This window comes from Bordetella genomosp. 6, assembly GCF_002119705.1.
In the GTDB taxonomy this organism is placed as follows: Bacteria; Pseudomonadota; Gammaproteobacteria; order Burkholderiales; family Burkholderiaceae_B; genus Bordetella; species Bordetella bronchiseptica_F.
Genome location: NZ_CP021107.1, coordinates 5,001,006 through 5,026,312, shown reverse-complemented (window position 1 = coordinate 5,026,312; position 25,307 = coordinate 5,001,006). Strand labels below are relative to the sequence as shown.

The window sequence follows — 25,307 nt, the reverse complement described above, 5'->3', positions numbered from 1 at the left end:
CTCCCGGGAAGGGGCGCCCGTCGAATCCTCCGTACAGCGGACCCGCTGGCGCGTTGCTGACAGAAACCTGAATTTAATGGAGTTGCGCTTGCCGCGAAAGGTTCCATTTTTTCTGCGCCCCGGCGCTTCCGGCCCGGCCGCCCGTCACGAAAGCGGTCCGCAACGCACGGGACGAAGGGCGCGGCGGCTGGCCGCACGCATGGCCCGCGGCATCTTGCCGGTAGCTGGGAAAAACGGCGCGGCGCGCTTGGCAAGGGCGCCATGCCGGACCACAATACGGCGCAGCGCCGCACATCGAATGCGGACTCAAGGAGACAAGCTCATGTGCGCCACCGCCGTCGATACCGGCATGGAGTTCGACTACATCATCGTGGGCGCCGGCTCGGCCGGCTGCGTGCTCGCCAATCGCCTGTCGGCCGACCCGTCCGTGCGCGTATTGCTGCTTGAAGCCGGCGGCGCCGATTCCTGGCACTGGATCCACATCCCGGTCGGCTACCTGTATTGCATCGGCAACCCGCGCACCGACTGGTGCTATCGCACCCAGGCCGATCCGGGCCTGAACGGGCGCAGCCTGGGCTATCCCCGCGGCCGCGTGCTGGGCGGTAGCTCCTCCATCAACGGCATGATCTACATGCGCGGCCAGCGCGCCGACTACGACGGCTGGGCCGCGCAGGGCAACCCGGGCTGGGGCTGGGACGACGTGCTGCCGCTGTTCAAGGCCAGCGAGGATCACCATGGCGGCGCCAACGCCTTCCATGGCGCGGGCGGCGAATGGCGGGTCGAGCGCCAGCGCCTGTCGTGGAAATTGCTCGACGCGTTTCGCGCGGCGGCCGCGCAGGCCGGCATTGCCTCGATCGACGACTTCAACCAGGGCGACAACGAAGGTTGCGACTATTTCGAGGTCAACCAGCGCCGCGGCGTGCGCTGGAACACCGCCAAGGCCTTCCTGCGCCCGGTCATGGGCCGCGGCAACCTGAAGGTCCTGACCGGCGCGCGGGTGGCGCGCGTGGTGTTCCAGAACCGCCGCGCCGTGGGCGTGCGCTTCATGGCCGAGGGTGGCGGCGAGCAGTATGCCCAGGCGCGTGCCGAGGTGGTGCTGGCCGCCGGCGCCATCGGGTCGGCGCAGCTGCTGCAGGTGTCCGGCGTGGGGCCGGCGGCGCTGCTGCAGGCGCGCGGGGTGCCCGTGCTGCATGACTTGCCCGGCGTGGGCGCGAACCTGCAGGACCACCTGCAACTGCGGCTGATCTACCGGGTGCGCGGCGCCCGGACCTTGAACGGCGTGGCGGGCACGCTGTGGGGCAAGGCATGGATGGGCCTGCAATACGCCGTGCAGCGGCGCGGGCCGCTCAGCATGGCGCCGTCGCAACTGGGCGCGTTCGCCCGCTCGGGTCCCGAGCAGTCGCGCGCCAATCTCGAGTACCACGTCCAGCCGCTGTCGCTGGAGAAGTTCGGCGACCCGCTGCATGACTTTCCCGCCTTCACCGCATCGGTGTGCAACCTGCGCCCGACCAGCCGGGGCCACGTGCGCATCGTCTCGCCCGATCCGGGCGACCATCCCGAGATCCTCTGCAACTATCTTTCCACCGAGGCCGACCGCAAGGTCGCCGCCGACAGCATCCGCCTGACCCGGCGCATCGTGGCGCAGCCCGCGCTGGCGCGCTACCGGCCGCAAGAGTACAAGCCCGGCGAGCAATGGCAGAGCGAGGAAGACCTGCAGCGGCTGGCCGGCGAGATCGGCACGACCATTTTCCATCCGGTGGGAACCTGCAGGATGGGCGATGACGCACAGGCGGTGGTGGATGCCGCGTTGCGCGTGCATGGCCTGCAGGGCCTGCGGGTGATCGACGCATCCATCATGCCGACCATCACCTCGGGCAACACCAACTCGCCCACCATCATGATCGCGGAAAAGGGCGCCCAGCTGCTGCGCGAAGCCCGCCGGCACACATGAAGGGCCTTGCGTCTCGCGTTTTCACGGGTTCGCCGCGGCCCGTGGCTGCGTTATATTCCGACACTTGTTTAACACGTGCAGCATGCCGAGGCCTGGCGCCCCGCGCAGCGCCTTCGAAAGAGCCCCATGCCCCACGCTATTGAAATCGTGGCCACGCTGTTGTTCAGCGTGGCGGTACTACACACGTTTTCCGTTCCCTTCTTCGCTCGCCTGGCTCACCGCAACGGGCCGCATGCCGGCGTATGGCACCTGCTTTCCGAGGTCGAGGCTGTCTTCGGCGTATGGGCGTTCGTATTGATCGCCTGCATGGCGCTGATGGCCGGCACGGACCGCGCGGTCCAGTACATGGACACGCGCAACTTCACCGAGCCGCTGTTCGTCTTCGCGATCATGGTGGTGGCGTCCAGCCGGCCCATCCTGGAGCTGGTGGGCAGCCTGGTGCGGCTGCTGGCGGCCATGGTGCCGGTACGCCGCGAGCTGGCCACCTTCTTCATCGTCATGTCCATCGTGCCGCTGGGCGGCTCGTTCATTACCGAGCCGGCGGCCATGACGCTGGCCGCCATCCTGCTGCGCGATGGCTACTTCCGCTGCAGCGGCCGCGCCGGCTTCAAGTACATGACGCTGGGCGTGCTGTTCGTCAACGTGTCCATCGGCGGCGTGCTGACCTCCTACGCGGCGCCGCCGGTGCTGATGGTGGCCGCGACCTTCGGCTGGGATACCGCCTACATGGCTACCCACTTCGGCTGGCGTGCCGCCGTCGCGGTCTTCCTGAACGCCGCCGTACTGACTATGCTGTGCCGCCAGGCCCTGCTGGAAGGCGCGGTGGGCACCGGCGCCGGCGTCAATGCGTCCGACGACGCGGCCGAGAAGCGGCCGCCCGTGCCGATGCCGGTGACGCTGATGCACCTGGCCTTCCTGGTGGGGGTCGTCCTCACCGCGCACCATCCCGCGGTGTTCCTGGGCATGCTGATGATGTTCATCGGTTTCGCGCACGCCTACCAGCGCCACCAGAGCCGGCTGATGATCAGGGAAGGCCTGATGGTGGGCTTCTTCCTGGCCGGCCTGGTCGTGCTGGGCGGCTTGCAGAAATGGTGGCTGCAGGATTTGCTGGGCGGGCTCGAACCCACGGTGCTGTTCTGGGGCGCGACCGCCTTGACGGCCATCACCGACAATGCCGCGCTGACCTACCTGGGCTCGCTGGTCGAGGGAACCAGCGAGGCCTGGCGCTACATGCTCGTGGCGGGCGCGGTGACCGGCGGCGGCCTGACCGTGATCGCCAACGCGCCCAATCCGGCCGGTTTCGCCATCCTCGGGAAGTACTTCCCGGACGGCAGCATATCGTCCGGGCGCCTGTTCGTCGCGGCGCTGGTGCCTACGCTGGTGGCCGCCGCCATGTTCATGTTGCCGGTATGAGACAGGGCAGGGCCGCGCCGCCGTCAGGCGGCCTGGCGGCCTCTCCTTGAAAAACCGCTAAAATTCAAGACTTTCCCGTATTTCGCCGGCCCAGCCGCCGTGCCGCCCGGACCTTCCCGGCCAGGCACAGAGGTGGAATTCCACGCGCCGGTTCGCCTGGGAGTTTTCGTTAAATGCCCATTTATGCATATAAATGCAGCGCGTGCGGTCATGCCGAGGACGTGCTGCAAAAGATCTCCGATGCGCCACTGGCGGACTGCCCCGCCTGCGGGCAGAGCACGTATTCCAAGCAGGTGACGGCCGCCGGCTTCCAGCTCAAGGGTTCCGGCTGGTACGTCACCGATTTTCGCAACAACAACGGGGCGGGCAAGCCGGCCGCCGGCCAATCGGCCGCGCCAGCCGCCGGTGGCGGCGACGCCGGCAGCGCGCCCGCCGCGGCTGCCACGCCGGCACCCGCGGCGCCGGCAGCCACCTCCACCTGATCGCGGCACAGCGTCATGCGCGTGTTCAAGAAGTACTTCATCACCGGCTTGCTGATCTGGGTGCCCCTGGCCATCACGGTATGGGTGCTGGGCCTGCTCGTCGCGACGCTGGAGGGGTTCGTTCCCGGCTTCTTGTCATCGCAGTCGCTGTTCGGCGTGGATATCCCGGGGTTCCGCTTCGTCCTCGTCATCACCGTGGTGCTGCTGACGGGCGTGTTCGCGGCCAACCTGCTCGGACGCAGCCTGCTCGAGCACTGGGAGCGCATCCTGGGCCGCATTCCGCTGGTGCGCTCGATCTACAACTCGGTCAAGCAGGTCAGCGATACCGTGCTGGCGCCCAATGGCCGGGCGTTTCGCCAGGCCGTGCTGATCCAGTACCCGCGCGCCGGTTCGTGGACCATCGCTTTCCTGACCGGCACGCCCAGCGGTGAGGTGGCTTCCTACCTGCCTGGCGAACACCTCAGCGTCTACGTGCCCACCACGCCCAACCCGACGTCCGGTTTTTTCCTGATGATGCCGCGCGACCAGGTCATCGATCTGCAGATGAGCGTCGACGCGGCCCTGAAGTACATCGTTTCCATGGGGGTCGTGGCGCCGGCGGATCGCCGGCCCGTATCCCCGCCCACGACGCCTGGCGCGCCTCTGGCGCCGGGCGCCGAACCGTAATCTTTTACGCTTACACAGCCTATACACGGAGTTATCCCGCATGCGTACCTGCTACACCGGCCAGGTTTGCCGTGACCATCTCGGCCAGACTGTCACCCTGTACGGCTGGGTGAACCGCCGCCGCGACCACGGCGGGGTCATCTTCATCGACCTGCGCGATCGCACGGGCCTGGCGCAGATCGTGTTCGACCCCGACAACGCCGAGGCCTTCGGCACGGCCGAGCGCCTGCGCAACGAGTTCTGCATCAGCATCACCGGCCTGGTGCGCCTGCGTCCCGAAGGCACGGCCAACGCCGAGCTGGCCTCGGGCGAGGTCGAAGTGCTGTGCCAGCAGGTCGAGATCCTCAACGCGTCGGTGACGCCGCCGTTCCAGCTGGACGACGACAACCTGTCGGAAACCACCCGGCTGACCCATCGCGTGCTGGACCTGCGCCGCCCGCAGATGCAGCACAACCTGATGCTGCGCTACCGCGTCTCGATCGAAGTGCGCAAGTACCTCGACCAGCTCGGCTTCATCGATATCGAAACGCCGATGCTGACCAAGAGCACGCCCGAAGGCGCGCGCGACTACCTGGTGCCGTCGCGGGTCAACGCCGGGTATTTCTTTGCCCTGCCGCAATCGCCGCAGCTGTTCAAGCAGATGCTGATGGTCTCGGGCTTCGATCGTTACTACCAGATCACCAAGTGCTTCCGCGACGAAGACCTGCGCGCCGACCGCCAGCCCGAATTCACCCAGATCGATTGCGAAACCTCGTTCCTGAACGAAGTCGAGATCCGTGAAATCTTCGAAGGCATGATCCGCCACGTGTTCAAGGTGGTGCAGGACGTGGATCTGCCCACGCCGTTCCCCATCATGAGCTGGACCGAGGCCATGCAGCGCTACGGCTCGGACAAGCCCGACCTGCGCGTCAACCTGGAATTCACCGACATGACCGACGTCATGCGCGACGTGGATTTCAAGGTGTTCGCCTCGGCCGCCACCACCGCGGGCAGCCGCGTCGTGGCGCTGCGCGTGCAGGGCGGCGGCGAGATGTCGCGCAGCGAGATCGACGCCTATACGCAATTCGTCGGCATCTACGGCGCCAAGGGCCTGGCCTACATCAAGGTCAACGACGTGGCCAAGGGCCGCGAGGGCCTGCAGTCGCCCATCGTCAAGAACCTGCACGATGCCGCGCTGGCCGAGCTGGTCAAGCGCACCGGTGCGCAGAACGGCGACATCATCTTCTTCGGCGCGGATCGCGCCAAGGTGGTCAACGACGCCATCGGCGCGCTGCGCGTGAAGATCGGCCACAGCGAATTCGGCAAGAAGACCGGCCTGTTCAGCGGCGGCTGGAAGCCGCTGTGGGTCGTGGACTTCCCCATGTTCGAGTACGACGAGGAAGAAAACCGCTACACCGCCGCGCACCACCCGTTCACCAGCCCGAAGGATGGCCACGAGGATTTCCTCGAAAGCGATCCGGGCAAGGCCGTTGCCAAGGCCTACGACATGGTGCTCAACGGCTGGGAAATCGGCGGCGGCTCGGTGCGCATCCATCGCGAGGAAGTGCAGAGCAAGGTGTTCCGCGCCCTCAAGATCGGCGCCGAGGAGGCGCGCGAGAAGTTCGGCTTCCTGCTGGACGCGCTGCAGTATGGCGCGCCGCCGCATGGCGGCATCGCGTTCGGCCTGGATCGGATCATCACCATGATGGCCGGCGCCGAATCCATCCGCGACGTGATCGCCTTCCCCAAGACCCAGCGTGCGCAGTGCCTGTTGACCGGCGCGCCCTCGGAGGTCGACGAGAAGCAATTGCGCGAGCTGCACATCCGCTTGCGCAACGTCGAAGTGAAATGAAGTAAGCTGGCGAAGCGCCGACGCCATGGGCGGCGGCGCCGCCAGCGGCCGGAATCGGGCAGGCCGGGCAATGGCGTGGCCTTGTCCGTTTCGATAACGCGCCATAACTCCTATGTCGCTTATTCGCGTAGTCAGCTACAACATCCACAAAGGTCGCTCGGCCCTGGGCGGGCGCGAGTCCCTCAACGATCTGCGCCTGGGCCTGTACGGCCTGCGTCCGGACCTGGTCTTCCTGCAGGAGGTCCAGGGACGCAACGAGGTGTCCTCGGTCCTGCATGCCCAGCACGAATCGCTGGCCGCCGCCTTGCGCCTGCAGGCGGCCTATGGCCGCAATGCCATCCGCACCGGCACCGACCACGGCAATGCCCTGCTGTCGCGCTTTGACATCCTCGATCACGAGAACCAGGACATCTCCGACCATCGCCTGGAACAACGCGGCCTGCTGCATGCGCGCATCGACGTCGGCGGCACCGAGGTGCACTGCTTCGTCGTGCACCTGGGCCTGTTCGCCGGCAGCCGTGGCCGCCAGATCCAGGCCCTGACCGACCGTATCCGGCAGTCGGTCCCGGACGGCGCGCCGCTTCTGATCGCGGGCGACTTCAACGACTGGGGCGACCGCCTGGCGCCGATGTTCGTGCAACAGCTGGGCCTGTACGAAGTGTTTTCGCATGCGCCGCGCTCGCACGGCGGCGACCTGCCGCGCCTGCGCGACTCGGTCAGGCGATTGGGCAACGTATTGCGCGGCGTGCCCAACAGCGTGGCGGTGCTCGAACGCAACAACCAGCTGGGCATGGGGGGCGCTTACTGCCCCTTGCCGCCGCCGCGGACTTTCCCGGCGGTGTTTCCGTGGTTCCGCCTGGACCGCATCTACCAACGCGGTTTCGCGGTGCGCAGCGCCCGCGTCCTGCGCGGGCGCGAGTGGGCGCGCCTGTCGGATCATTCGCCGCTGCTGGCCGAGCTCGAATTGCCGTGAAGGCCCAGATCGTCCGGTTGCACTGGACCGATGGCAATGCCATCCGCCTGCTGCAAAACGGCGGCGATTTCTTTCCCGCGCTGTGCGAGGCCATCGACGCGGCGCGCCTGTCCGTGCATCTGGAGACCTACATCTTCCTGCTCGACCGCACCGGACGGCGGGTGCTCGAATGTCTGGAGAGCGCCGCGCGCCGCGGCGTCAAGGTGCGCGTGGTGTTGGACGGTTTCGGCAGCGCCGGCACGGCCGAGGCCATACGCCTGCGCATTACCCAGGCCGGCGGCCAATGCCGCATCTTCCGGCCCGAGCCCCGCTGGCTGGGTCACCTGGCGTTCTCGCGCAGCCGCCTGCGCCGCCTGCATCGCAAGGTGGCCGTGGTCGACGCCGAACTGGCGTTTGTCGGCGGCATCAATATCGTCGACGATTACGACGACCTCGACCCTGACGATGACATCCCCGCGCCGCGCTTTGACTTCGCGGTAGCGGTGCAAGGGCCCCTGGTGCCGCACATTCTCTATGCCCAGGATCTGCTGTGGGTGCGGCTGAACTGGGCCCGCCTGCGCCGCCATCCGGGGGACTGGCACCGCATGCGCCTGTTCAAGCCCGTGCACGCGGACGCCGCGCCGGCAGGCAAGCTGCGCGCGGCCTTGCTGCTGCGCGACAACCTGCGCTTTCGGCAGTCCTTCGAGCAGGCTTACCTGTATGGCATCCAGCATGCGCGCCGCGACATCCTGATCGCCAACGCCTATTTCTTCCCCGGGCACCAGTTTCGCAAGACCCTCATGCAGGCCGCCGCGCGCGGCGTACGCGTGCGCCTGCTGCTGCAGGGCAAGCCCGAATACCGCATGCAGTACTTCGCCACGCGCGCGCTGTACGACCGCTTGCTGCGCGGCGGCATCGAAATCTACGAATACATGCCGGGCTACCTGCACGCCAAGGTCGCCGTCATCGACAACATGGCTACGGTCGGTTCGTCCAACCTCGATCCCTTCAGCCTGCTGCTGGCCCGCGAAGCCAACGTGGTCGTCGACGACCAGCCCTTCGCCTGGGACCTGCAGGAACGCCTGGAGCGCGCCATCGCCCTGGGCGGCCAGTTCATCCGGCCCCTGGACTACCAGCGGCGCGGCTGGCTGCGGCGATGTGTCGACGTCGCGGCCTACACCATGCTGCGCATCGGCGTGGCGCTGACCGGGCGCGCGGGGCGGTACTGACTAACCGGCCGCCGTGGCGCGCCGGGCGCCCACCAGGCCCAGCGCCAGCGCGGTGCCGGCCAGGATCACGCCGGCGCCGGCCAGGATGCGCGGCGTCACCGCTTCGTCCAGGAACCACACGCCCCACAGTACGCCGAACACCGGCACCAGGAAGGTCACGCTGACCGCGGCGGTCGGGCCGACACGGGCGATCAGGCGGAAGAACACGATATAGGCCGCGCCGGTGCAGACGATCGCCAGCAGCACCGTGGCGCGCCACGCCTCGAACGACACCGCCTGTTCGGGCCAGTGGATGATCGCCAGGGGCGCCAGCGCCAGCGAGGCGGCCACCATGCTGCCCGTTGCATTGGTCAGCGCGTCCACGTGGCCGAGATAGCGTTTGGTCCAGTTGGCCGCCATGCCGTAGAACACCGGCGCGCTGATGGCGGCCAGCACGGCCGGCCCCGTGCCGCCGTCGTGGAAATCCAGCTTGTCCCATACCAGAACGACAATGCCTGACATGCTGATCAGCAGGCCCAGGGCGCGCATGCGCGGCAGGCGGTCCCCCAGCCACAGCCAGCCGATCACCGCGCCCCACACCGGCGTGACCGCATTGGCCACCGACAGAAAGCCCGCGCCCAGCGACTGGGCCGCATAGGCATACAGCAGGAAGGGCAGCGCCGAATTCAGCGTGCCCACCACCAATATCGCCTTCCAGTGCCGCGCGATCAACGCCGGCTTGCCGCGCCAGAGGACCAGCGGCAGCAGGAACAGCGCGGCCAGCCCCACGCGCAGCTCCATCAGGGCGGCGGGCCCGAACTCCGGCACCGCCACGCGCATGAACAGGAACGATCCGCCCCATACGGCGGCCAGCGCCAGCAAATCCACCAGATCACGACGCGGCATGAGGTCAGTTCCAGGTCAGGCGGCGGGCGTGGCCGCGACGTTCTTCATTTTCACGCGGTGCGCCACCACGGCGCTGAACAGCGAAAGCAGCACACAAAGAATCAGGCCGGCGCGCACCCCGTCGAGCACCGAACTGTGCGAAATCGCAATACCCACCAAAGCCGTGCCGGCGGCGCTGCCCATGGCGCGAGTCGTCTGCACCAGCGCCGAGGCCACCCCCACGTCGCGCCGTTCGCTGAGCATCTGCATGAACAGCGTCAGGTTCGGCAGCAGGAATCCCAGCGCCGTGCCATTGACGAAGAACGCGGCCACGATCCACCAGGCCGACGTCCCGTCGCTCACGGCCAGCATCATGGCGGAACCGGCCGCCAGCAGACAGCTGCCGAACACCATCAGGCGCTGCGGCTCGGTCTGCTTGGGAAACAGGCGGCCATTGATGATGCTGCCAAATGAAATCGCCGCCACCAGTGGCGTCAGCAGCAGCCCCGCCTCGCTCGGCGAGTAATCCAGCTCGTGCTGCAACAGCAGCGGGCTGTAGAAAATCAGGATGAACATCGTCGCGCCCACCGCCACCGCGGCCAGGTTCAGCAGCCGGGGTTCGACGCCGGCCAGCACGCGCAGGGGGAAAATGGGGGAGCGCACGCGGCGTTCGATGGGCACCAGCAGCGCCACCGCCGCGATCCCGGCCACCGCCAGCGCCAGCGCCACGCGCGGATGGGCGCCATCGCCAGGCGCGAAAGCCAGTTCGATGGCCGCCAGCGGCGCGCCGACCACCACGATCAGCAACAGGCCGCCCACCCAGTCGATGCGGCGGCTGGCCGTCTGCGCCGGCCGGATGCGGGGAAAATAGCGCGCCAGCAGAAACAGCGCCGCTATCGCGGCCAGCGGCGAAATGAAAAACGCCGCGCGCCAGCCCAGCGCCTGCGTGGCCGCGCCGCCCAGCACGGGGCCTATCCCGCTGGCCATCGCGAACGTCGCCGACACCAGCGCCATCCAGCGTACCCGCTGGCCGGCGTCGGGGAACAGGTCCGCCGGGGCGGCGAACGCCGTCGCGATCATCATGCCCCCGCCTATGCCCTGCAGGGTCCGGAACGCGATCAATTGAGGCATGCTCTGCGCCAGGCCGCAGGCGATCGAGCCCAGCGCCACCAGCGACACCGACACCAGCATCAGGGGCTTGCGGCCGTACATATCGCCCAGCCGGCCGAAAATCAGGATCGAGGCCGCGGTCGCCAGCAGATAGGCCGTGCCGACCCAGGCGTACAACGCCATCCCATTGAGCGCGGCTGCCACGCGCGGCAGCGTGGTCGTGACAATGGTCGAGTCGAACGCCACCAGCACCACGGTGGCGGACACGCCCGCCATTGCTCGTAACAAATCGCGCCGAGAATGGGGGGATTCTTGAGTTGTCGTCGTAGTTTCTGGGTCTTGGGTAGGCGGCGCGCTCATGCTCTCAAGCATAGCATTGCCAACCTAGGGAAAACACCGATTCTTGCTGCTATTTGAAGAAGGTGTGATATCCCAGAATCACCAGCACCACGCACAGGGCAACCGCCCAGGACCAGCGCGAATTGGTCAGGCCGCGCGGTTCGGGTTCCGGCGGCGGCGGCGGGGGCGCCAGGCGGGGTTGGCCGGCCATATGGTCGATGAACGCGGCGAAGAACTTCTCCACGATCTTGTTGCCGGCCTTCATGATGGTCGATTCGCCCAGTTCGGCCAGCTTGCCGCCAGCCATGGCCGCCACCGTATAGCTCAGGCGAGTCCCGTCGTCCTTGGGGGCCAGGTTGACCTGGGCGGTACCGATAGCCAAGCCGCTGGCCAGCCCCTTGCCTTCGAAGGCGACGGTACAGGAGTGGGGGGGATCCAGATCGGAAAGCAGGATTTCGCCCTGGTAATCAGTCTCCAGGCCGGCCACCTTGGCGCGCACCACCAGTTCGTACTCGGTGGGAGTGCGCCGCTCCACCTTGACGCAGCCTGGCAGGCATTTCCGCAATACGTCCGGGTCCTGCAACGCATCCCAGGTCTGGTGCGGGGTGGAAGGAATCCATTGGGCATCGGCAATGCGCATGGCAGTCTCCTTATCCGGCTTTGTAAGGATATTGTCTGCTCGTTGCAGAGTGTTGTCACGCGTTCCGGACAAGGCGGCCAGCGCCGGAAACTCCATTAAGTATGTATTGAGTATTGTTATCAGGTAATAAAACGTTGCTGTGTACAATCCGCCGGCCTTGAACGTCCGGCGACCGCTTACGGATGGAGAAACTTAAGCGCGTGGCGCCAAAGGGCAAATCAGGGTGTGGGTAAAATCTACGATTCTTCTTTGGCAATCAAAGGCATATCAATATGAAGCTCGAGGGCGCAAAAATCCTGGTCATTGGCGGGGCCGGGTTTATCGGCAGCTTCGTCGTGGCAGAACTGCTCAAGCATCCGGTGGCGGAAGTCGTTATTTATGACAACTTTGCGCGCGGCAAGCAGAGCAATATCGACGAATATCTCAGCGACCCTCGCTGCCGCATTTACCCCAATGGCGGCGACATCCGCGATATCGATTTGCTCAACGACGCGATGCAAGGCATGGACGGCGTCGTCCACCTGGCCGCGATGTGGTTGCTGCACTGCAAGGATTTCCCGCGCACGGCATTCCACGTCAACATCGAGGGCACTTTCAATGTGCTCGAAGCGTGTGTGCGCAACAATGTGAAGCGACTGGTGTACTCGTCCTCCGCCTCCGTCTACGGCGACGCGGTGGAGGTGCCGATGACCGAGGAGCATCCGTTCAACAACCGCAATTTCTACGGCGCCAGCAAGATCGCCGGCGAGGCCATGTGCCACGCCTTTCACGACCGCTATGGCCTGAGCTATGTGGGGTTGCGCTATATGAACGTGTATGGTCCGCACCAGGATCAGACAGCGGCATACACCGGCGTGATTCCCATCATGCTCAACAAGATCGACGCCAACGAGGCGCCGGTCATCAATGGCGACGGCACCCAGGCCTATGATTTCGTCTACGTCGAAGACGTTGCTCGCTGCAACGTGCTGGCACTGACGTCCGAGGCGACCGACCAGTTCTATAACGTCGGCACCGGCGTACAGACGTCGATCAAGGAACTGTGCGACACAATTCTCGACATGAAGGATTCCGGCTTGCAGGTCCAGTATCGTCCCTATAGCGAAGACGATGCGCGCCGCATGGTACAGAACCGCATCGGTTGCCCCGTCAAGGCCAGCCGCGACCTGGGCTTCACGTACCAGTATGCCTTGACCGAAGGGCTGCAGAAACTGATCGACTGGCGTGCCAAGAATGGAGCGCAGTCGTGAGCGGCGCCGCGGCGAAACGCAGCATTGCAATCTCTTTGCCCATGACGGGCGAAGAGGAGTGGCAGGCGGTACGCGAACCCCTGATGAGCGGGTGGCTGACGCAGGGCCCCAAGGTGGCGGCTTTCGAGCAGGCATTCGCGCAACGGCACGAGGTCGCCCATGCGCTGGCCGTGACCTCTTGCACGACGGGCCTGCATCTGGCGTTGGCCGGATTGGGCATCGGGCCAGGCGACGAGGTCATCGTGCCCTCGTTCACGTGGGTCGCCACGGCCAATGCCGTGCTGTATTGCGGCGCGACTCCCGTGCTGGTGGACGTGAGCCGGGAAACTTTCAATATCGATATCGCCCAGGTGGCGGGCAAGGTCACGCCACGCACGCGTGCGGTCATCGCGGTGCACCTGTTCGGCCTGTGCGCCGACATGGACGCGTTGCGGGCGGCACTGCCGGCGTCGGTGGCCATCGTCGAGGATGCCGCCTGTGCCGCCGGCGCCAGCTGGAACGGCCGGCCGGCTGGCAGCCTGGGTGAAGTTGGCGTTTTTTCGTTCCACCCGCGCAAGTCGGTCACGACAGGCGAGGGCGGCATGGTGACCACGAACGACCCCGAGCTGGCCGAGCGCATGAATCGAATGCGCAACCATGGCGCCAGCATTTCCGAAGAGCAGCGGCACCATGGCCCGCGTCCGTGGATCCTGGCGGATTTCGATCTGCTGGGCTACAACTACCGGATGACGGATCTCCAGGGGGCTGTGGGCCAGGTCCAACTCGCCAAGCTGGACGGTTTCATCGACGAGCGTGCCCGCTGGGCGCAGTTCTATCGCGAACAACTGGGTGATCTGAAGTGGCTGCGCCTGCCGGCGGAGCCGGCCGGCGCGCGACATGGTTGGCAGTCGTTCGTGACGTGGGTGGATCCGGCGCATGCGCCCATGCCGCGCAACGACATGATGCAACGACTGCAGGAGCAGGGCATCGCCACCCGGCCGGGCACCCACGCGGTGCACATGCTGGGCTACTACCGGGAACAATACGGCTATCGCCCCGAGGATTTTCCCGCCGCGCGGGATTGCAACGATTGCACGATGGCAATCCCCCTGCACAACCGCATGACGGAGGATGACTATCGTTATGTGGTTGCGGCGATTCGGGCATTCGGCGGCTGATTCCCGGGTGGGCACGGCATTTTCACCGGCTGCCGCTGAAGACGCGGTCCATACCGTCAGCGCGCCGGGGCCGTCTTCGGACACGATGAAGCATTTGAACGCTCTGACGATTGGATAACTATGTGTGGCGTTGCCGGTTTGATCCATCTAGACGGTGCCGCGGTCGACCCCGCGGTGCTGCAGGGCATGACCGATGCCATCGCGCATCGTGGGCCGGATGGAGAAGGCCATTGGATTGACGGCAATGTCGGCCTCGGCCACCGGAGACTGGCGATCATTGACCTTTCGCCGGCCGGCCATCAGCCTATGATTTCGGCCGACTCGCGCTATGTGCTGAGTTACAACGGCGAGATCTACAACTTTCGCGAGTTGCGGGTCGAGCTGCAAGGCGAGGGTTGCCAGTTCCGCTCCCAGAGTGATAGCGAAGTGCTGCTGCATGCACTGATTGTGTGGGGAGTGGAGCGCACGCTGTCTCGGTTGAACGGTATGTTCGCCTTTGCCTGGTGGGATACACGCGAACGGAAGTTGCTCTTGGCGCGTGACCGGTATGGCGTGAAGCCGCTCTATTTCAGTATGCAAGGCACCACTCTGGCTTTCGGCTCCGAGCAGAAGGCCATCCTGGCCAGCGCAGCGTTTCGGCGTAACCTGAACAAGGCCGCACTGCTCGAGTACTTCACCTTTCAAAATATCTTCACGGATCAAACGCTGCTGGAGGATGTGCACCTTCTGCCGGCCGGACATTACGCCTATCTCGACTGCGCCAAGGAAAGGCCGCAGTTGCGCCTTACGCAATACTGGGATTTTAATTTCCATGAGCCCGCGGTACCAGGCACGGATACGGAATATCGCGAAGAGTTGAGTCGCTTGTTTCGCCAGGCGGTGCAGCGCCAACTCGTTTCCGATGTCGAGCTGGGAAGCTATCTAAGCGGAGGCATGGACTCCGGATCGATCACGGCGGTCGCCGCGGCGTCGCACCCATATATCAAAACCTTTACCTGTGGGTTTGACCTGAACTCGGCGTCAGGGATCGAGCTGGCCTTTGACGAACGCAGCAAGGCCGAGTACATGTCGTATTTCTTCAAGACCGAGCACTATGAAATGGTGCTCAAGTCAGGTGATATGGAGCGCGTCTTGCCCGCGTTGGCCTGGCACCTTGAGGAGCCGCGGGTCGGGCAAAGCTACCCGAATTACTATGCGGCAAAGCTGGCATCAAAATTCGTGCGGGTCGTCCTATCGGGCGCCGGCGGCGACGAGCTCTTTGGCGGCTATCCGTGGCGATATTATCGTGCGGTGGTCAACAATGACTTTGAACACTATGTCGACAAATATTATTTGTTTTGGCAGCGCCTTATTCCGAACTCGACACTGAAACAGGTGTTCAGGCCAGTCTGGAGTGATGTTTCGCATGTATGGACACGGAATATTTTTCGCGATGTATTCAATAGTCATGCCGATCAGCTCTATTCGCCGGAAGACTACATCAATCATTCGTTGTATTTCGAGGCCAAAACCTTTCTGCATGGCTTGTTGGTAGTCGAAGACAAGCTCAGCATGGCCCACGGGTTGGAGTCCAGGGTTCCATTTCTCGATAACGATCTGGTCGATTTTGCCACGCAATGTCCGGTTCGGCTCAAGTTGAACAATCTTGCTGATGTAATAAAACTCAATGAAAACGAGCCGGGGCACAAGACGAATAAATATTTCGAGAAAACCCGAGACGGCAAGCAGATCTTGCGCGATGTGATGCGCGACTACATCCCTTCGGATATCGCACAGGCGGAGAAGCAAGGCTTTTCGGCGCCGGACGCAAGCTGGTTCAAGGGTGAAAGCATGGACTTCGTGAAACGCACCTTGTTCAGCAAGCATGCTCGGATATACGAGATCATGGATGCAGACACGGTTCGATCATTGGTTGCCGAACATCTTTCCGGTGAACGCAATCGCCGCTTGCTGATCTGGTCGTTATTGAACGTCGAGTCCTGGTTGGCGCAATATCTGGATCATGGCGGGGTCGCCGGCAAGGGGCTCGCATGAGCGGTCGTATTGTCGTGACGGGCTGCCATGGCCTCGTAGGGGCTGAAGTATTGGCCAGCCTGCGCCATCTGGGTCGGGAAGTGGTTGGCGTAGGTCGCCAGATGAATACGCAGAGGCCTGCCCAGGTGGTCGATCTTGCAGGTTCCGAGGCGGCGGCGGCGTTGCGGTGCCTGAGAAAAAGCGGAAGGCCTATTGATGCCGTCGTCCATTGCGCGGCTTCATTTCCGGCGGCTTTCGATTCCCCCGAAGCGGTTGCTATTGCACAAACCAATCGCCGTATAGACAGTACGGTAATCGATTTTTGCCATGAAATTGGCGCTCGTCTGGTGTATTGCTCGTCCAGTTCGGTATACGGCCGTCTCGACTGCACGGCGGTTGCGGAGTCGCGTGCGCTCGAGAGGGCGACTGGCTATGTTGCAGAAAAGATCTGGGCCGAGGAGGAAATCGCGAAAAGGTTGCCATCGTATGCGACCCTGCGCTTGTGCGCACCATACGGCCCCGGACAGAAAACCCGGACGGTGCTGCGAATTTTCATCGAAAGGGCGCTGCAAGGCGCTCCGATTCTTTACTTCGGCACAGGCTCGCGTGAGCAGGACTTTGTGCATGTGAAGGACATTGCCGCTGCGGTTGTCGCCGCGCTGGACCGGCCGACGGTGAATGGCGTGTTCAATATCTCGGGGGGGCGCCCCATCACCATGCGGGAGCTGGGCATGCTGGTCAGCCTAGTTATCGCCGATGGGCGGGTCGTCGTACGAGCTGCTGACTGTCCCGATCCACAGGACGGGTGGCGCGCTCGCTTTGACCTGTCGAATGCCCGCAGCAGGCTTGAGTGGAAGCCTGAGATGTCGTTGGAAGCCGGTATCGCGCAGTGGGCGCAGGTTCTGAAGGAGCAAGGCGATGCGCTTGGCGCTGCTCTCTGATGTACATGGCAACCTTCCCGTCCTGGAACTCTGCCTGGCCGAGATTGCACGGCGTGGCTGCCATGACACGGTTTGCCTGGGGGATGTTTTCGGATATTTCCCGGATGGCGTACTGTGTCTGCAGCGGCTGAAGCAAGCGGGCATTGCTTGCCTCATGGGAAATCACGAGGCCATGCTGCTGGGAACCTTGCCGTTGACGCCGGCCCAGGATCAGGTCTACCAATTGCAGGAGCAAGCAGGCCGGCTGCCTGCCGACGTTAAGCAGGAAATCGGTGGCTGGCTGCCGTATGCTGTCTATCGCGCTGGAAGTCTGAATTTGCTGCTCGTGCATGGCTCGCCCTGGCAACCGCTCAATGAGTACATTTATCCGGATGCTGATCTGGGGCGTTTTTCCCATTTGCCTTACGACGCGGTCTTTATGGGGCATACGCATCGCCCGTTTGTTCGCGACGTGAACGGGCGGCTTGTATGCAATGTCGGCTCATGCGGCTTGCCACGTGATATCGGCAAGGCCTCGTTCGCTATTCTCGACAGCGAAAGGAATGATATCGAGATCGTACGGCTTGATATTGATGTGCCGATGTTGCGCAGTCATTATCCCTTGGTTCACGAGTCGGTCTATTCAGTGCTGGCGCGCGGCGCGCAGGCACATTGAGAGCTCAATAGTATGCAAAGATTATCGGTGCTGGTGACTGGGGTAGGCGGTGGAGGCCATGGCGAGCAGATTCTGAAGGCACTGCGCCTCGCTCAGACTCCCTACCACATCATCGGCGGGGACATGAATCCCTTTAGCAAGGGATTGGCGGAAGTCGACAAACCCTATATTTTGCCGTCTGCCAATGACCCGCGCTACATCGACGCGCTACTTGAGCTTTGCGCGCGCCATGATGTAAAAGCCGTATTTCACGGCAGCGAGCCCGAGCTCAAGGCGATGAGTAGCGCGCGAGCCCGCTTCGAGCAGGCGGGCGTATTTCTGCCCATCAATCCAGCGGCCGTGATAGATCTGTGCATGGACAAGGCCCATACGTCCGAATGGCTGCGGCGGCACGGTTTCGACGTGCCGAGGACCGTCGCCGTCAATAGCTTGGCGGACCTTGCTAAGGTCGACTTTTTCCCAGCGGTGCTCAAACCGTCTGTGGGAGGGGGCGGATCGGCGAACCTGTTCCTGGCGCAAGACCGCGAAGAGCTTGATTTTCTCGGAGCCTCACTCCTAGCCAATATCGGCGGGTATATCGTCCAGGAATACGTGGGCGATACAGATTCCGAGTTCACCGTTGGGGTCCTACTGGACATGAACGGCCAACTGCTGAACTCGATTGCCGTGCGTCGCATGATTCTTTCCGGGCTGAGCAACCGCATTCGCGTGAAGAACCGCAGTCCGTCCAGTCACCTTGGCAGCACATTGGCGATAAGCAGCGGTGTCTCGCAGGGCGACGTAGGGCCGTATCCGGAAGTGACAAAGACATGCGAGCGCATCGCCATCGAACTGGGCTGCCGCGGAGCGGTGAACATTCAATGTCGCCTGGTCGAGGGCCGGGTTTACGTGTTCGAGATCAATCCGAGGTTTTCCGGAACCACGTCGTTGCGCGCTATGGTCGGCTACAACGAACCCGACGTTTTGATCCGCAAGCACGTGCTTGGCGAGGAAGTCGCGCCGCGTTTCCCGTACAAGTCCGGACGAGTGGTGCGAGGGCTGGCGGAGGTGCTGCTGTCGGATGAACCGATTGAACGGGTCTAAGTGAATAATGGAACTCCAACCTATGCAATGGCAAGTCGGTGATTTGCCATTCTTTTACCGGTGCCAACCACAGTCCAGCAACGCGCCGTATGGGTTGCCGGATAGCCTACCGTTTTGCCTCGAATTCGATAGCGCGCTGGGGTTGATCCGGCAGAGTGCGAACACCCAGGTAGAGGCTGCGCTGGAACAGTGTTACCAGCAGGGGTCGACGATTTCAGGCATGATGGACAGTGGCGGGATAGGCCAGCAGTACGCCCGTGATTTTTTGGATTTCATCGCGCACTATGAGACCGATTTTACTGGGAAGCGCGTGCTCGAGATCGGCTGCGGCACGGGCTATCTGCTTTCCCTCCTCAAGCAGAAGGGGGCCGACGTGCTGGGCATTGAGCCTGGCGCGCAGGGGCAGGGCGGTCAGCAGCGGCACGGTGTGCCGATTATCGATGGCTTTTTCCCGCATCCGAAGGCGGAAGGAAAGTTCGATCTGATCGTAGCCTACGCAGTGCTCGAACATATCGGCGAGCCACAAGGCTTTCTGGAAAAGATTGCTGACAGTCTTACGCCTGACGGTGTCGCTTACATTGCGGTTCCTGACTGCGCTCCGTATATCGAGAATGGCGATATTTCCTGTTTGCTGCATGAGCATTGGAGTTACTTCGATGCGAGCAGTCTGCAACGGCTGTTGCGGGTGGCTGGATTCGCTGCGGCTGTGCAACCGGCAGGATTCGGAGGCAGTATCTATGCTCGAGCGGTGCGCGCGCCCCACAAGACGCAGCCGGCGAGTGACGAGATCGATCTTGCTGGAAACGGTTTTGAACGATTCCGCAGTCTTGCCTTGGGGGCAGGGCTGCGTCTCGAGCGTTTCTTGGCAGGCCCCGGCCAGGCTGGCATTTACGTGCCCGGACGGATGATAAATCTCCTGGCCAGCATTGATAGCGTCGATCTGGCCCAAGTACGCCTGTTTGACGACAATGAGGCTCTGACTGGGCTGTACTTTCCAGGAATACCGAATCCGATTGAGGATTTTTCGGGGCTGGTCGAACGGCCGCCGGCCAGGTTGTTGATCGCAACCAAGAGCTTCCATTTTCAGATTGCGAAACGTATCGAGCAAGCACCTGTCGACGTGTCTCTGTTGGCCTGGTCAGACCTTTTTCTTATAGCTGCTCCTGAATGAGTCGCGCGCATGTCCGGGACTTTGAAAAAACAGTCCGGAATGTCTGGAAGCGATAATGGCAGGCGCTGCTCACGGATTCATGGAAGCACGGATGCGACGATACGATAACAAATTTGCGAGGATATCGGATATCGATATCGATCAACCGGAATCTTGGAAAGGGAGGATATTTCTTACCTTTGATATCGATTGGGCAGCCGATTTCGTGTTGCAAGATACGATTGATCTAATCGAGGGGGCTGGTGTGTGCGCGACTTGGTTTGCCACACATTCGACGCCGTTATTGAAGCATATACGCAATAATCCATTATTCGAATTGGGTATACATCCCAATTTCAACCCGCTCTTAGCCGGCGTACATGCCGAAGGTGCGCCAGAAATTCTGGATAGAACTTTGGAGTTGGTCCCTGGCTGCGTATCCGTTCGATCACATTCGTTGGTTCAGGCTACAAGTATTCTGAATATGTTCGGGGAGCGGCGATTGCGGTATGACTGCAATATACTGGTGCCATGGGATGCCGGTATGGTATTGCAGCCTTGGCGGCACTGGGCTGGCGATATGGTGCGAGTTCCTTATTTGTGGGAAGACGACGTTGCGTGCCTATACAACTGGGATTTCGATTCCACGTTTGATTACTGGTATCAACCGGAAGGGATCAACGTCCTGGATTTTCACCCGATTCATATGTATCTGAATACCGAGTCCCTGCGTCGCTATGAGAATTCGCGCGAAGCACATCGAAATTCAGCTGATCTGATTAGATGGCGCAACCCGAGTGCCGGAAGTCGTACCTTCTTGCAGTCCTTGCTGGCCAGAAATATATGAAATTCGCAGCCATAGGTCGCCACGAGGCTTTGCTGCACACCATCGACATGCTGGTCGAGGCAGGCCACCAACTTAGCTATATCTTGACTGCCAAGGAGGCACCCGAATACTCGGCGGGGGTGGCGGATTTCGAACGGAAGGGATGCCAGCTTGGTGTGCCGGTATATGTGACCCCCCGGCTGACCCCGAAATGGGTCGCCAAGATGAGACAACATGCCGTAGATGTCGCGGTCAGCCTGAATTTCCCCACGGTCATCGGGCAGGATGCCATTGGAGCGTTTCCGTTCGGTGTCCTTAACGCGCATGGTGGCGATCTGCCGCGTTATCGCGGCAATGCTTGCCAGGCATGGGCCCTGATCAATGCTGAGCCGGAGATAGGCCTGTGCGTGCATAAGATGGTGGGGGGAGAGTTGGATAGCGGTGACGTCATTGCAAAGGATATGCTGCCGGTCGATCACCACACTCGCATCAGAACCGTTGCGCAATGGATCGAGGAGCAGACTCCAAAGTTGTTTCGTGCTGCCCTGGAACAATTGGCAAGAGACCCGCAGTATGTACTGTATCGTCAAACTGAGGATCCCCGTCCGCCGTTACGCTGCTTTCCTCGTCGTCCGGAGGATGGACGGATTGATTGGTCGCGTACCGCGAAGGATGTGGTGCGACATATCAATGCGAGTGGCCCTCCATATGCTGGGGCTTTTTTTGAGTACGAATCGCTGCGCTATCGAGTCTACGAGGCGGATTGGGTGGCCGGCGGCGAATATCTGGCCATACCAGGACAGGTCGTGGCCCGCAATCAAGATGGGAGCGTCGAGATTGCTTGTGGCGGAGATGGGTATTGCCGCCTATCTAGCGTTGACCGTGTCGATGATGAATGGCTTCCCCCCGCCCTCTTTATCAAAAGTGTCCGGGATCGACTTTCCTGATCTAGGGTTGCTGCGGGCCCGGTTGACTATTGAATTAACCGTGAAATGAAACCCAAATAATTGCGAATAGGCTTTCCCGCCGGATGGCGGGCCATCGGGCGCGTCGACGTGGTGCGGAGCTGTGAGGAGTACTGTGTTGCTTGAATTGATCAAAAAACTCATTGAGAAGGAATTTTTTGTAAAGAATCACGTTTTCATCGTGAAGTACATCGTCGGTCCAATCTTCCGTCTCCGACGTAGGTTGTTTCCACGGAAAGCGGTTCTTTATGCGGGGCAATCCTACTATCATGCGTGGAATACTTCACGCGCACTCCGAAAGTTGGGTTGGACTGCTGACGTCCTTAATTGGGATATGTACGAAGGGACGCAGATTTACTATCATGGGGAAGATTTCAAGTTTACGAAGAATGGTGAAGAAGGCTATCAGGAGCAAATTGATTTCTATCTTTCTTCGCTTTGGAAGTACGATATATTCCATTTCTCCAACATCGGTGGAATGGTTTTCGGGTTTCCTTTCCAACTGTCAATATCGCAGAAATATCATCGAAATTTTGAAATAGAAGTCTTGCGGCATTTGGGTAAGAAAATCGTATACTCGCACAGCGGCTGTCTAGATGGTGTATCCCAGACCTCATTCAGTCGCTGGCCACCAATGTCTGTCTGTTCGATGTGCGTGTGGCGTGATCGTCCAGACGTTTGCAGTGACGAAAAGAATCTCGCCTGGGGAAAGTACCGGAATGAAATGGCGGATTATCAATTGCTCTTTGGCGGGAACCACGTCGATTACAATGATGATCCCAGGGTCCATGAAGAGCCGGAATTTTTCTGTGCCGACCCGGAACTTCTGCGTCCCGGTCTTGAAATTCCCGAGAAGTTTCGACTTGATTTTGCGCCCAATTCGGTCCGGTTATATCATTCCGTTGGCAATTTCGTGGAACGTACCGATGAGCAGGGTGTGAATATCAAGTCCACTCATGTCTATCTCCCATTAATACGCAGGCTCAAGGCTGAAGGTTATCCGGTGGAGTTGATTTCAGTGACGGGCGTTCCGAATCGGGACGTCAGGTTCTATCAAGCTCAGGCCGATATCGTTCTCGAAATGTTGTCCTTTGGTTTTTTCGGCGCTAACGGGCGAGAAGCCTTGATGCTGGGTAAGCCATTGGTCTGTTTCATTCGCCCAGTATGGCTTGAAAGCATGCGCGCCGAGATTCCAGAGTATGTGGACGAACTGCCAGTCGTCAGCGCGACGCCCGAAACGGTCTACGACGTGGTCAAGGACCTCATCGAGAATCCGGAAAAGCGTGCTGAAATCGGTCGGCGGAGCCGTGCCTTCGCATTGAAGTGGCATTCCACCGATGCGGCGGGGCGCCGCATGGACAGGGTTTACCGCCGCTTGTTGCGCGACCAGGGTTACGATTCGTCGAGGGCGCCATGATCATCGCCAACCGCCAAGATGAGGAGGTAGCGCTCTGTTGTCATGGTGTGAGCAAGTCCTTCGTCATCAGCGGCGAGCAGAATATCTGGCGCATGTTTTGTGGCTTGCCCGTACGGGGCGAAGTGTTTGCCGCACTCAAGGACGTATCGCTGGAAGTGCCGCGCGGGAAGATCGTAGGTATTCTCGGCCGCAATGGAGCTGGGAAGAGCACGCTGTTGCGCGTGCTCGGCGGTGTATATCAACCCACCAGTGGTACCGTCGAGGTGCGCGGTCAGGTATGCGGCCTGTTCGAGATGGGTGGATTTGGAAACCGCGAATTATCGGGACGCGAGTATGCCTTGCGCTATCTGACGGTAATGGGAGCGCCGCGCAAGGATCGCGACGCATTGCTGGCTGATATCGCGGATTTTTCGGAGCTGGGCGCCGATTTTGACCGAAAGATTCTTACATATTCGGCAGGAATGGCCGCACGTTTGTATTTTTCGACCGCAACTGCCATGCGGCACGAAATCTATTTGATCGACGAGTTGCTGTCGGTCGGCGACGAGCATTTTCAGGCCAAGTGCTGGATCCGCATGCGCAATCTATTGCTCAACGGGGCATCCGGTATATTGGTTACTCATGACTGGGTATCAACCCTAAAGTTGTGCCACCAGTCCCATATCCTTGAGCGTGGTGTCATCGTGGCGTCCGGACGCACCGACGCTGCCGTCGTCAAGTATCTGGATTTGCCTGTGCCGGATGGCGCCTTGGCACGATTCTGCGACCGCGAACGGAAGACCTGGCACGCTGTGGCTGGCGAGGACGCCGTGTTCGAGTTCGATATCGAGTCCGAGGCGGAGGTTCCATTGGTGTTTACCTATTCAGTGGAGCTGATGCGTATCGGCATAGGCTGGGACATCATGCTGCTGGGGCAGCGGCCGATCGGAAGCGGCAAAGGCCGTCGGCGAATACAGCTGAAGGTCCCGGCCTTGCCGCTGGCGCCGGGCGAATATTCCCTGACAATCGGTCTCATCAAAGAGAAATCTCGTCCGGAGGAGGAGGCCGTTATTTGCGATGCGCGAGGCTGGACCACTGGGAACGGGTATGTACTCGAAGTGTCTGGCATTCCGGTGCAAGGGACGACGATTTTGCCTATGGAAATAAGCGGGTGGACCGATGACTGACTCCGACCTTTGGATCCAGATATCGGATTTGCGCAAACATTACTCCATCGGGAGGTCCGGCCTTTCCGATGCCTTGGGATCCACCTCGCACACGCCGGATAACGGTGCTACTGAGAAGATTGCCGTTGATGGCGTCAGCCTGACCATTCGCAATGGGGAACGGCTTGGCATCGTCGGTCGCAATGGTGCAGGGAAGTCCACTCTGCTGCATATGGTAGCCGGCTTGTCGGCCCCGACGGCTGGCAAGATAGACGTGCGTGGCAGGGTCACCGCCATCATGACCCTGGGACTGGGGCTGCGGGAGCACGCCAGCGGGCGCGAGAATATCTACATCGACGGCGAGGTGCAGGGTAAGAGCCGTGCGGAAATCGACGCGGTGATCGATGAGATCATCGAGTTCGCCGAACTTGGCGAATTCATCGACATGCCGGTGCGTACGTACTCTACCGGGATGAAATCACGGTTGGCATTTGCGATGATTTCGTGCCTGGAGCCGGAGATCCTGATTATCGATGAGGCACTGTCTGCGGGCGACGCCAAATTTTCCGCGAAGGCAACCCGCAAGATCCAGGAAATTTGCGCCAAAGGGCGAATCGTCATTCTGGTATCCCACTCGATGGCTTCCATCCAGTCGATGTGCAATCGCTGTCTCTGGATCGATCAGGGGCGGATCGTCATGGACGGCTCGCCCGAGGAGGTGTGCAAGGCCTACATCGATGTGGTGCGCAACGAGGACGAAGCCAGATTGCTGGAGCGGTTCCGGGATCAAGCCAATACTAGGTTCTCGCAAGACGGCTGGGATGTCGACACGCTGTACGTACTTCAAGGCGATACGGCGACGCAAAGGGTTCTTCTCGAGGCCGGGGAGGATGCGTTGATACGTACTAAAATCCGGATCCCCGTCGGGATTGAAGGGGCACGACTTGCCATGTCGGTGACGCGCCTTGACGAGCTGACCGTCACGCAACGGCATGTTTCGCTGCATGAATACACGGACAATGGCGTGGCGCGTGTTCAGTTCGCGATGCGGCCGCTGGTGCTAGGGCAGGGGGTTTATCGGCTGGAAATCACAGCCGAGCATGGCCAGGCAATCGTGGCGTCTCGCAGCATGATTTTCGAGGTTTTCGTACGGCAACCGCCTACGGGTGGTGTGCCCATGTTGCTGTATCCGTCGGAAGCGACTGCATCATTTTTATCGTAGCTTGTC

At 61.7% G+C, this 25,307-nt stretch carries 22 protein-coding genes; 19 read left to right on the top strand and 3 right to left on the bottom strand.

Annotated elements, in window-relative coordinates:
- The first annotated feature begins 322 nt into the window (after window positions 1-322).
- From CAL11_RS23625 to clsB, 7 genes are all read left to right on the top strand, one after another.
- Window positions 323-1,951, top strand: a complete 1,629-nt coding sequence (locus CAL11_RS23625; RefSeq protein WP_086094436.1) for a GMC family oxidoreductase — start codon at window positions 323-325, stop codon at window positions 1,949-1,951.
- Between the two features lie 126 nt (window positions 1,952-2,077).
- A complete protein-coding gene (locus tag CAL11_RS23620; protein ID WP_086094435.1) occupies window positions 2,078-3,364 on the top strand; it encodes a putative Na+/H+ antiporter in 1,287 nt (428 codons plus the stop codon).
- A gap of 173 nt (window positions 3,365-3,537) precedes the next feature.
- Complete coding sequence (locus CAL11_RS23615; protein WP_086094434.1) at window positions 3,538-3,846, top strand: FmdB family zinc ribbon protein; 309 nt, start codon at window positions 3,538-3,540, stop codon at window positions 3,844-3,846.
- Between the two features lie 15 nt (window positions 3,847-3,861).
- The gene (locus CAL11_RS23610; RefSeq protein WP_023852857.1) at window positions 3,862-4,512 is read left to right on the top strand and encodes a DUF502 domain-containing protein; all 651 of its coding nucleotides are present in this window, start codon (window positions 3,862-3,864) and stop codon (window positions 4,510-4,512) included.
- A gap of 40 nt (window positions 4,513-4,552) precedes the next feature.
- Window positions 4,553-6,343: an aspartate--tRNA ligase gene (aspS, locus tag CAL11_RS23605; protein ID WP_033465894.1), complete on the top strand. Its 1,791-nt coding sequence runs from the start codon at window positions 4,553-4,555 to the stop codon at window positions 6,341-6,343.
- 112 nt (window positions 6,344-6,455) lie between these two features.
- The gene (locus CAL11_RS23600) at window positions 6,456-7,316 is read left to right on the top strand and encodes an endonuclease/exonuclease/phosphatase family protein (protein ID WP_033465895.1); all 861 of its coding nucleotides are present in this window, start codon (window positions 6,456-6,458) and stop codon (window positions 7,314-7,316) included.
- Window positions 7,313-8,524 (top strand): cardiolipin synthase ClsB, encoded by a 1,212-nt coding sequence (clsB, locus tag CAL11_RS23595; RefSeq protein WP_086094433.1) that lies wholly within the window; start codon window positions 7,313-7,315, stop codon window positions 8,522-8,524. The genes CAL11_RS23600 and clsB overlap by 4 nt, the downstream gene beginning before the upstream one ends.
- Here the strand turns inward: clsB and CAL11_RS23590 are convergent, their stop codons facing one another.
- From CAL11_RS23590 to CAL11_RS23580, 3 genes are read right to left on the bottom strand one after another with little or no spacing between them, the layout of a single operon-like run.
- Entirely contained in the window at window positions 8,525-9,409 is an 885-nt protein-coding gene (locus tag CAL11_RS23590) for a DMT family transporter (RefSeq protein ID WP_033465897.1), read from the bottom strand. It lies immediately after the preceding gene.
- Between the two features lie 15 nt (window positions 9,410-9,424).
- Window positions 9,425-10,858 carry an MFS transporter gene (locus CAL11_RS23585; protein ID WP_080699892.1) on the bottom strand — a complete coding sequence of 478 codons (1,434 nt, stop codon included), beginning with the start codon at window positions 10,856-10,858 and terminating at the stop codon, window positions 9,425-9,427.
- 49 nt (window positions 10,859-10,907) lie between these two features.
- Window positions 10,908-11,477 (bottom strand): SRPBCC family protein, encoded by a 570-nt coding sequence (locus tag CAL11_RS23580; RefSeq protein WP_086094432.1) that lies wholly within the window; start codon window positions 11,475-11,477, stop codon window positions 10,908-10,910.
- A gap of 272 nt (window positions 11,478-11,749) precedes the next feature.
- Here CAL11_RS23580 and CAL11_RS23575 point away from each other — a divergent pair, with 272 nt between their 5' ends.
- The 12 genes from CAL11_RS23575 to CAL11_RS23520 all read left to right on the top strand — a co-directional run bounded on the left by CAL11_RS23575 (window position 11,750) and on the right by CAL11_RS23520 (window position 25,301).
- Complete coding sequence (locus tag CAL11_RS23575; protein WP_003807052.1) at window positions 11,750-12,727, top strand: NAD-dependent epimerase/dehydratase family protein; 978 nt, start codon at window positions 11,750-11,752, stop codon at window positions 12,725-12,727.
- Window positions 12,724-13,884 carry a DegT/DnrJ/EryC1/StrS family aminotransferase gene (locus tag CAL11_RS23570; RefSeq protein WP_086094431.1) on the top strand — a complete coding sequence of 387 codons (1,161 nt, stop codon included), beginning with the start codon at window positions 12,724-12,726 and terminating at the stop codon, window positions 13,882-13,884. Before CAL11_RS23575 ends, CAL11_RS23570 begins: the two co-directional genes overlap by 4 nt.
- A 138-nt stretch (window positions 13,885-14,022) precedes the next feature.
- On the top strand, window positions 14,023-15,918 hold the full coding sequence (gene asnB, locus CAL11_RS23565) for an asparagine synthase (glutamine-hydrolyzing) (protein ID WP_086094680.1): 1,896 nt from the start codon (window positions 14,023-14,025) through the stop codon (window positions 15,916-15,918).
- Window positions 15,915-16,838 (top strand): NAD-dependent epimerase/dehydratase family protein, encoded by a 924-nt coding sequence (locus CAL11_RS23560; protein WP_086094430.1) that lies wholly within the window; start codon window positions 15,915-15,917, stop codon window positions 16,836-16,838. Before asnB ends, CAL11_RS23560 begins: the two co-directional genes overlap by 4 nt.
- The gene (locus tag CAL11_RS23555) at window positions 16,816-17,493 is read left to right on the top strand and encodes a metallophosphoesterase family protein (RefSeq protein WP_086094429.1); all 678 of its coding nucleotides are present in this window, start codon (window positions 16,816-16,818) and stop codon (window positions 17,491-17,493) included. The genes CAL11_RS23560 and CAL11_RS23555 overlap by 23 nt, the downstream gene beginning before the upstream one ends.
- 12 nt (window positions 17,494-17,505) lie before the next feature.
- Window positions 17,506-18,576 (top strand): ATP-grasp domain-containing protein, encoded by a 1,071-nt coding sequence (locus tag CAL11_RS23550; RefSeq protein WP_086094428.1) that lies wholly within the window; start codon window positions 17,506-17,508, stop codon window positions 18,574-18,576.
- A 22-nt stretch (window positions 18,577-18,598) separates the two neighbouring features.
- A complete protein-coding gene (locus tag CAL11_RS23545) occupies window positions 18,599-19,747 on the top strand; it encodes a class I SAM-dependent methyltransferase (protein WP_244172884.1) in 1,149 nt (382 codons plus the stop codon).
- Window positions 19,748-19,802: 55 nt separating this feature from the next.
- Window positions 19,803-20,573: a hypothetical protein gene (locus CAL11_RS23540; RefSeq protein ID WP_086094426.1), complete on the top strand. Its 771-nt coding sequence runs from the start codon at window positions 19,803-19,805 to the stop codon at window positions 20,571-20,573.
- Window positions 20,570-21,499, top strand: coding sequence for a methionyl-tRNA formyltransferase (locus CAL11_RS23535; protein ID WP_086094425.1), 930 nt, complete (start codon window positions 20,570-20,572; stop codon window positions 21,497-21,499). The genes CAL11_RS23540 and CAL11_RS23535 overlap by 4 nt, the downstream gene beginning before the upstream one ends.
- A gap of 136 nt (window positions 21,500-21,635) precedes the next feature.
- Complete coding sequence (locus CAL11_RS23530) at window positions 21,636-22,934, top strand: glycosyltransferase (RefSeq protein WP_157668875.1); 1,299 nt, start codon at window positions 21,636-21,638, stop codon at window positions 22,932-22,934.
- Window positions 22,931-24,100 (top strand): ABC transporter ATP-binding protein, encoded by a 1,170-nt coding sequence (locus CAL11_RS23525; protein ID WP_086094424.1) that lies wholly within the window; start codon window positions 22,931-22,933, stop codon window positions 24,098-24,100. The genes CAL11_RS23530 and CAL11_RS23525 overlap by 4 nt, the downstream gene beginning before the upstream one ends.
- A complete protein-coding gene (locus tag CAL11_RS23520; protein ID WP_086094423.1) occupies window positions 24,093-25,301 on the top strand; it encodes an ABC transporter ATP-binding protein in 1,209 nt (402 codons plus the stop codon). Before CAL11_RS23525 ends, CAL11_RS23520 begins: the two co-directional genes overlap by 8 nt.
- Window positions 25,302-25,307 lie beyond the last annotated feature (6 nt).

Bases quoted from the DNA above. Each gene is read 5' to 3' on its own strand.
- CAL11_RS23625 (WP_086094436.1), top strand. From the start codon at position 323: ATGTGCGCCACCGCCGTCGATACCGGCATGGAGTTCGACTACATCATC.
- CAL11_RS23620 (WP_086094435.1), top strand. From the start codon at position 2,078: ATGCCCCACGCTATTGAAATCGTGGCCACGCTGTTGTTCAGCGTGGCG.
- CAL11_RS23615 (WP_086094434.1), top strand. From the start codon at position 3,538: ATGCCCATTTATGCATATAAATGCAGCGCGTGCGGTCATGCCGAGGAC.
- CAL11_RS23610 (WP_023852857.1), top strand. From the start codon at position 3,862: ATGCGCGTGTTCAAGAAGTACTTCATCACCGGCTTGCTGATCTGGGTG.
- aspS (WP_033465894.1), top strand. From the start codon at position 4,553: ATGCGTACCTGCTACACCGGCCAGGTTTGCCGTGACCATCTCGGCCAG.
- CAL11_RS23600 (WP_033465895.1), top strand. From the start codon at position 6,456: ATGTCGCTTATTCGCGTAGTCAGCTACAACATCCACAAAGGTCGCTCG.
- CAL11_RS23590 (WP_033465897.1), bottom strand. From the start codon at position 9,409: ATGCCGCGTCGTGATCTGGTGGATTTGCTGGCGCTGGCCGCCGTATGG.
- CAL11_RS23585 (WP_080699892.1), bottom strand. From the start codon at position 10,858: ATGAGCGCGCCGCCTACCCAAGACCCAGAAACTACGACGACAACTCAA.
- CAL11_RS23580 (WP_086094432.1), bottom strand. From the start codon at position 11,477: ATGCGCATTGCCGATGCCCAATGGATTCCTTCCACCCCGCACCAGACC.
- CAL11_RS23575 (WP_003807052.1), top strand. From the start codon at position 11,750: ATGAAGCTCGAGGGCGCAAAAATCCTGGTCATTGGCGGGGCCGGGTTT.
- CAL11_RS23560 (WP_086094430.1), top strand. From the start codon at position 15,915: ATGAGCGGTCGTATTGTCGTGACGGGCTGCCATGGCCTCGTAGGGGCT.
- CAL11_RS23555 (WP_086094429.1), top strand. From the start codon at position 16,816: ATGCGCTTGGCGCTGCTCTCTGATGTACATGGCAACCTTCCCGTCCTG.
- CAL11_RS23550 (WP_086094428.1), top strand. From the start codon at position 17,506: ATGCAAAGATTATCGGTGCTGGTGACTGGGGTAGGCGGTGGAGGCCAT.
- CAL11_RS23545 (WP_244172884.1), top strand. From the start codon at position 18,599: ATGCAATGGCAAGTCGGTGATTTGCCATTCTTTTACCGGTGCCAACCA.
- CAL11_RS23540 (WP_086094426.1), top strand. From the start codon at position 19,803: ATGGCAGGCGCTGCTCACGGATTCATGGAAGCACGGATGCGACGATAC.
- CAL11_RS23535 (WP_086094425.1), top strand. From the start codon at position 20,570: ATGAAATTCGCAGCCATAGGTCGCCACGAGGCTTTGCTGCACACCATC.
- CAL11_RS23525 (WP_086094424.1), top strand. From the start codon at position 22,931: ATGATCATCGCCAACCGCCAAGATGAGGAGGTAGCGCTCTGTTGTCAT.
- CAL11_RS23520 (WP_086094423.1), top strand. From the start codon at position 24,093: ATGACTGACTCCGACCTTTGGATCCAGATATCGGATTTGCGCAAACAT.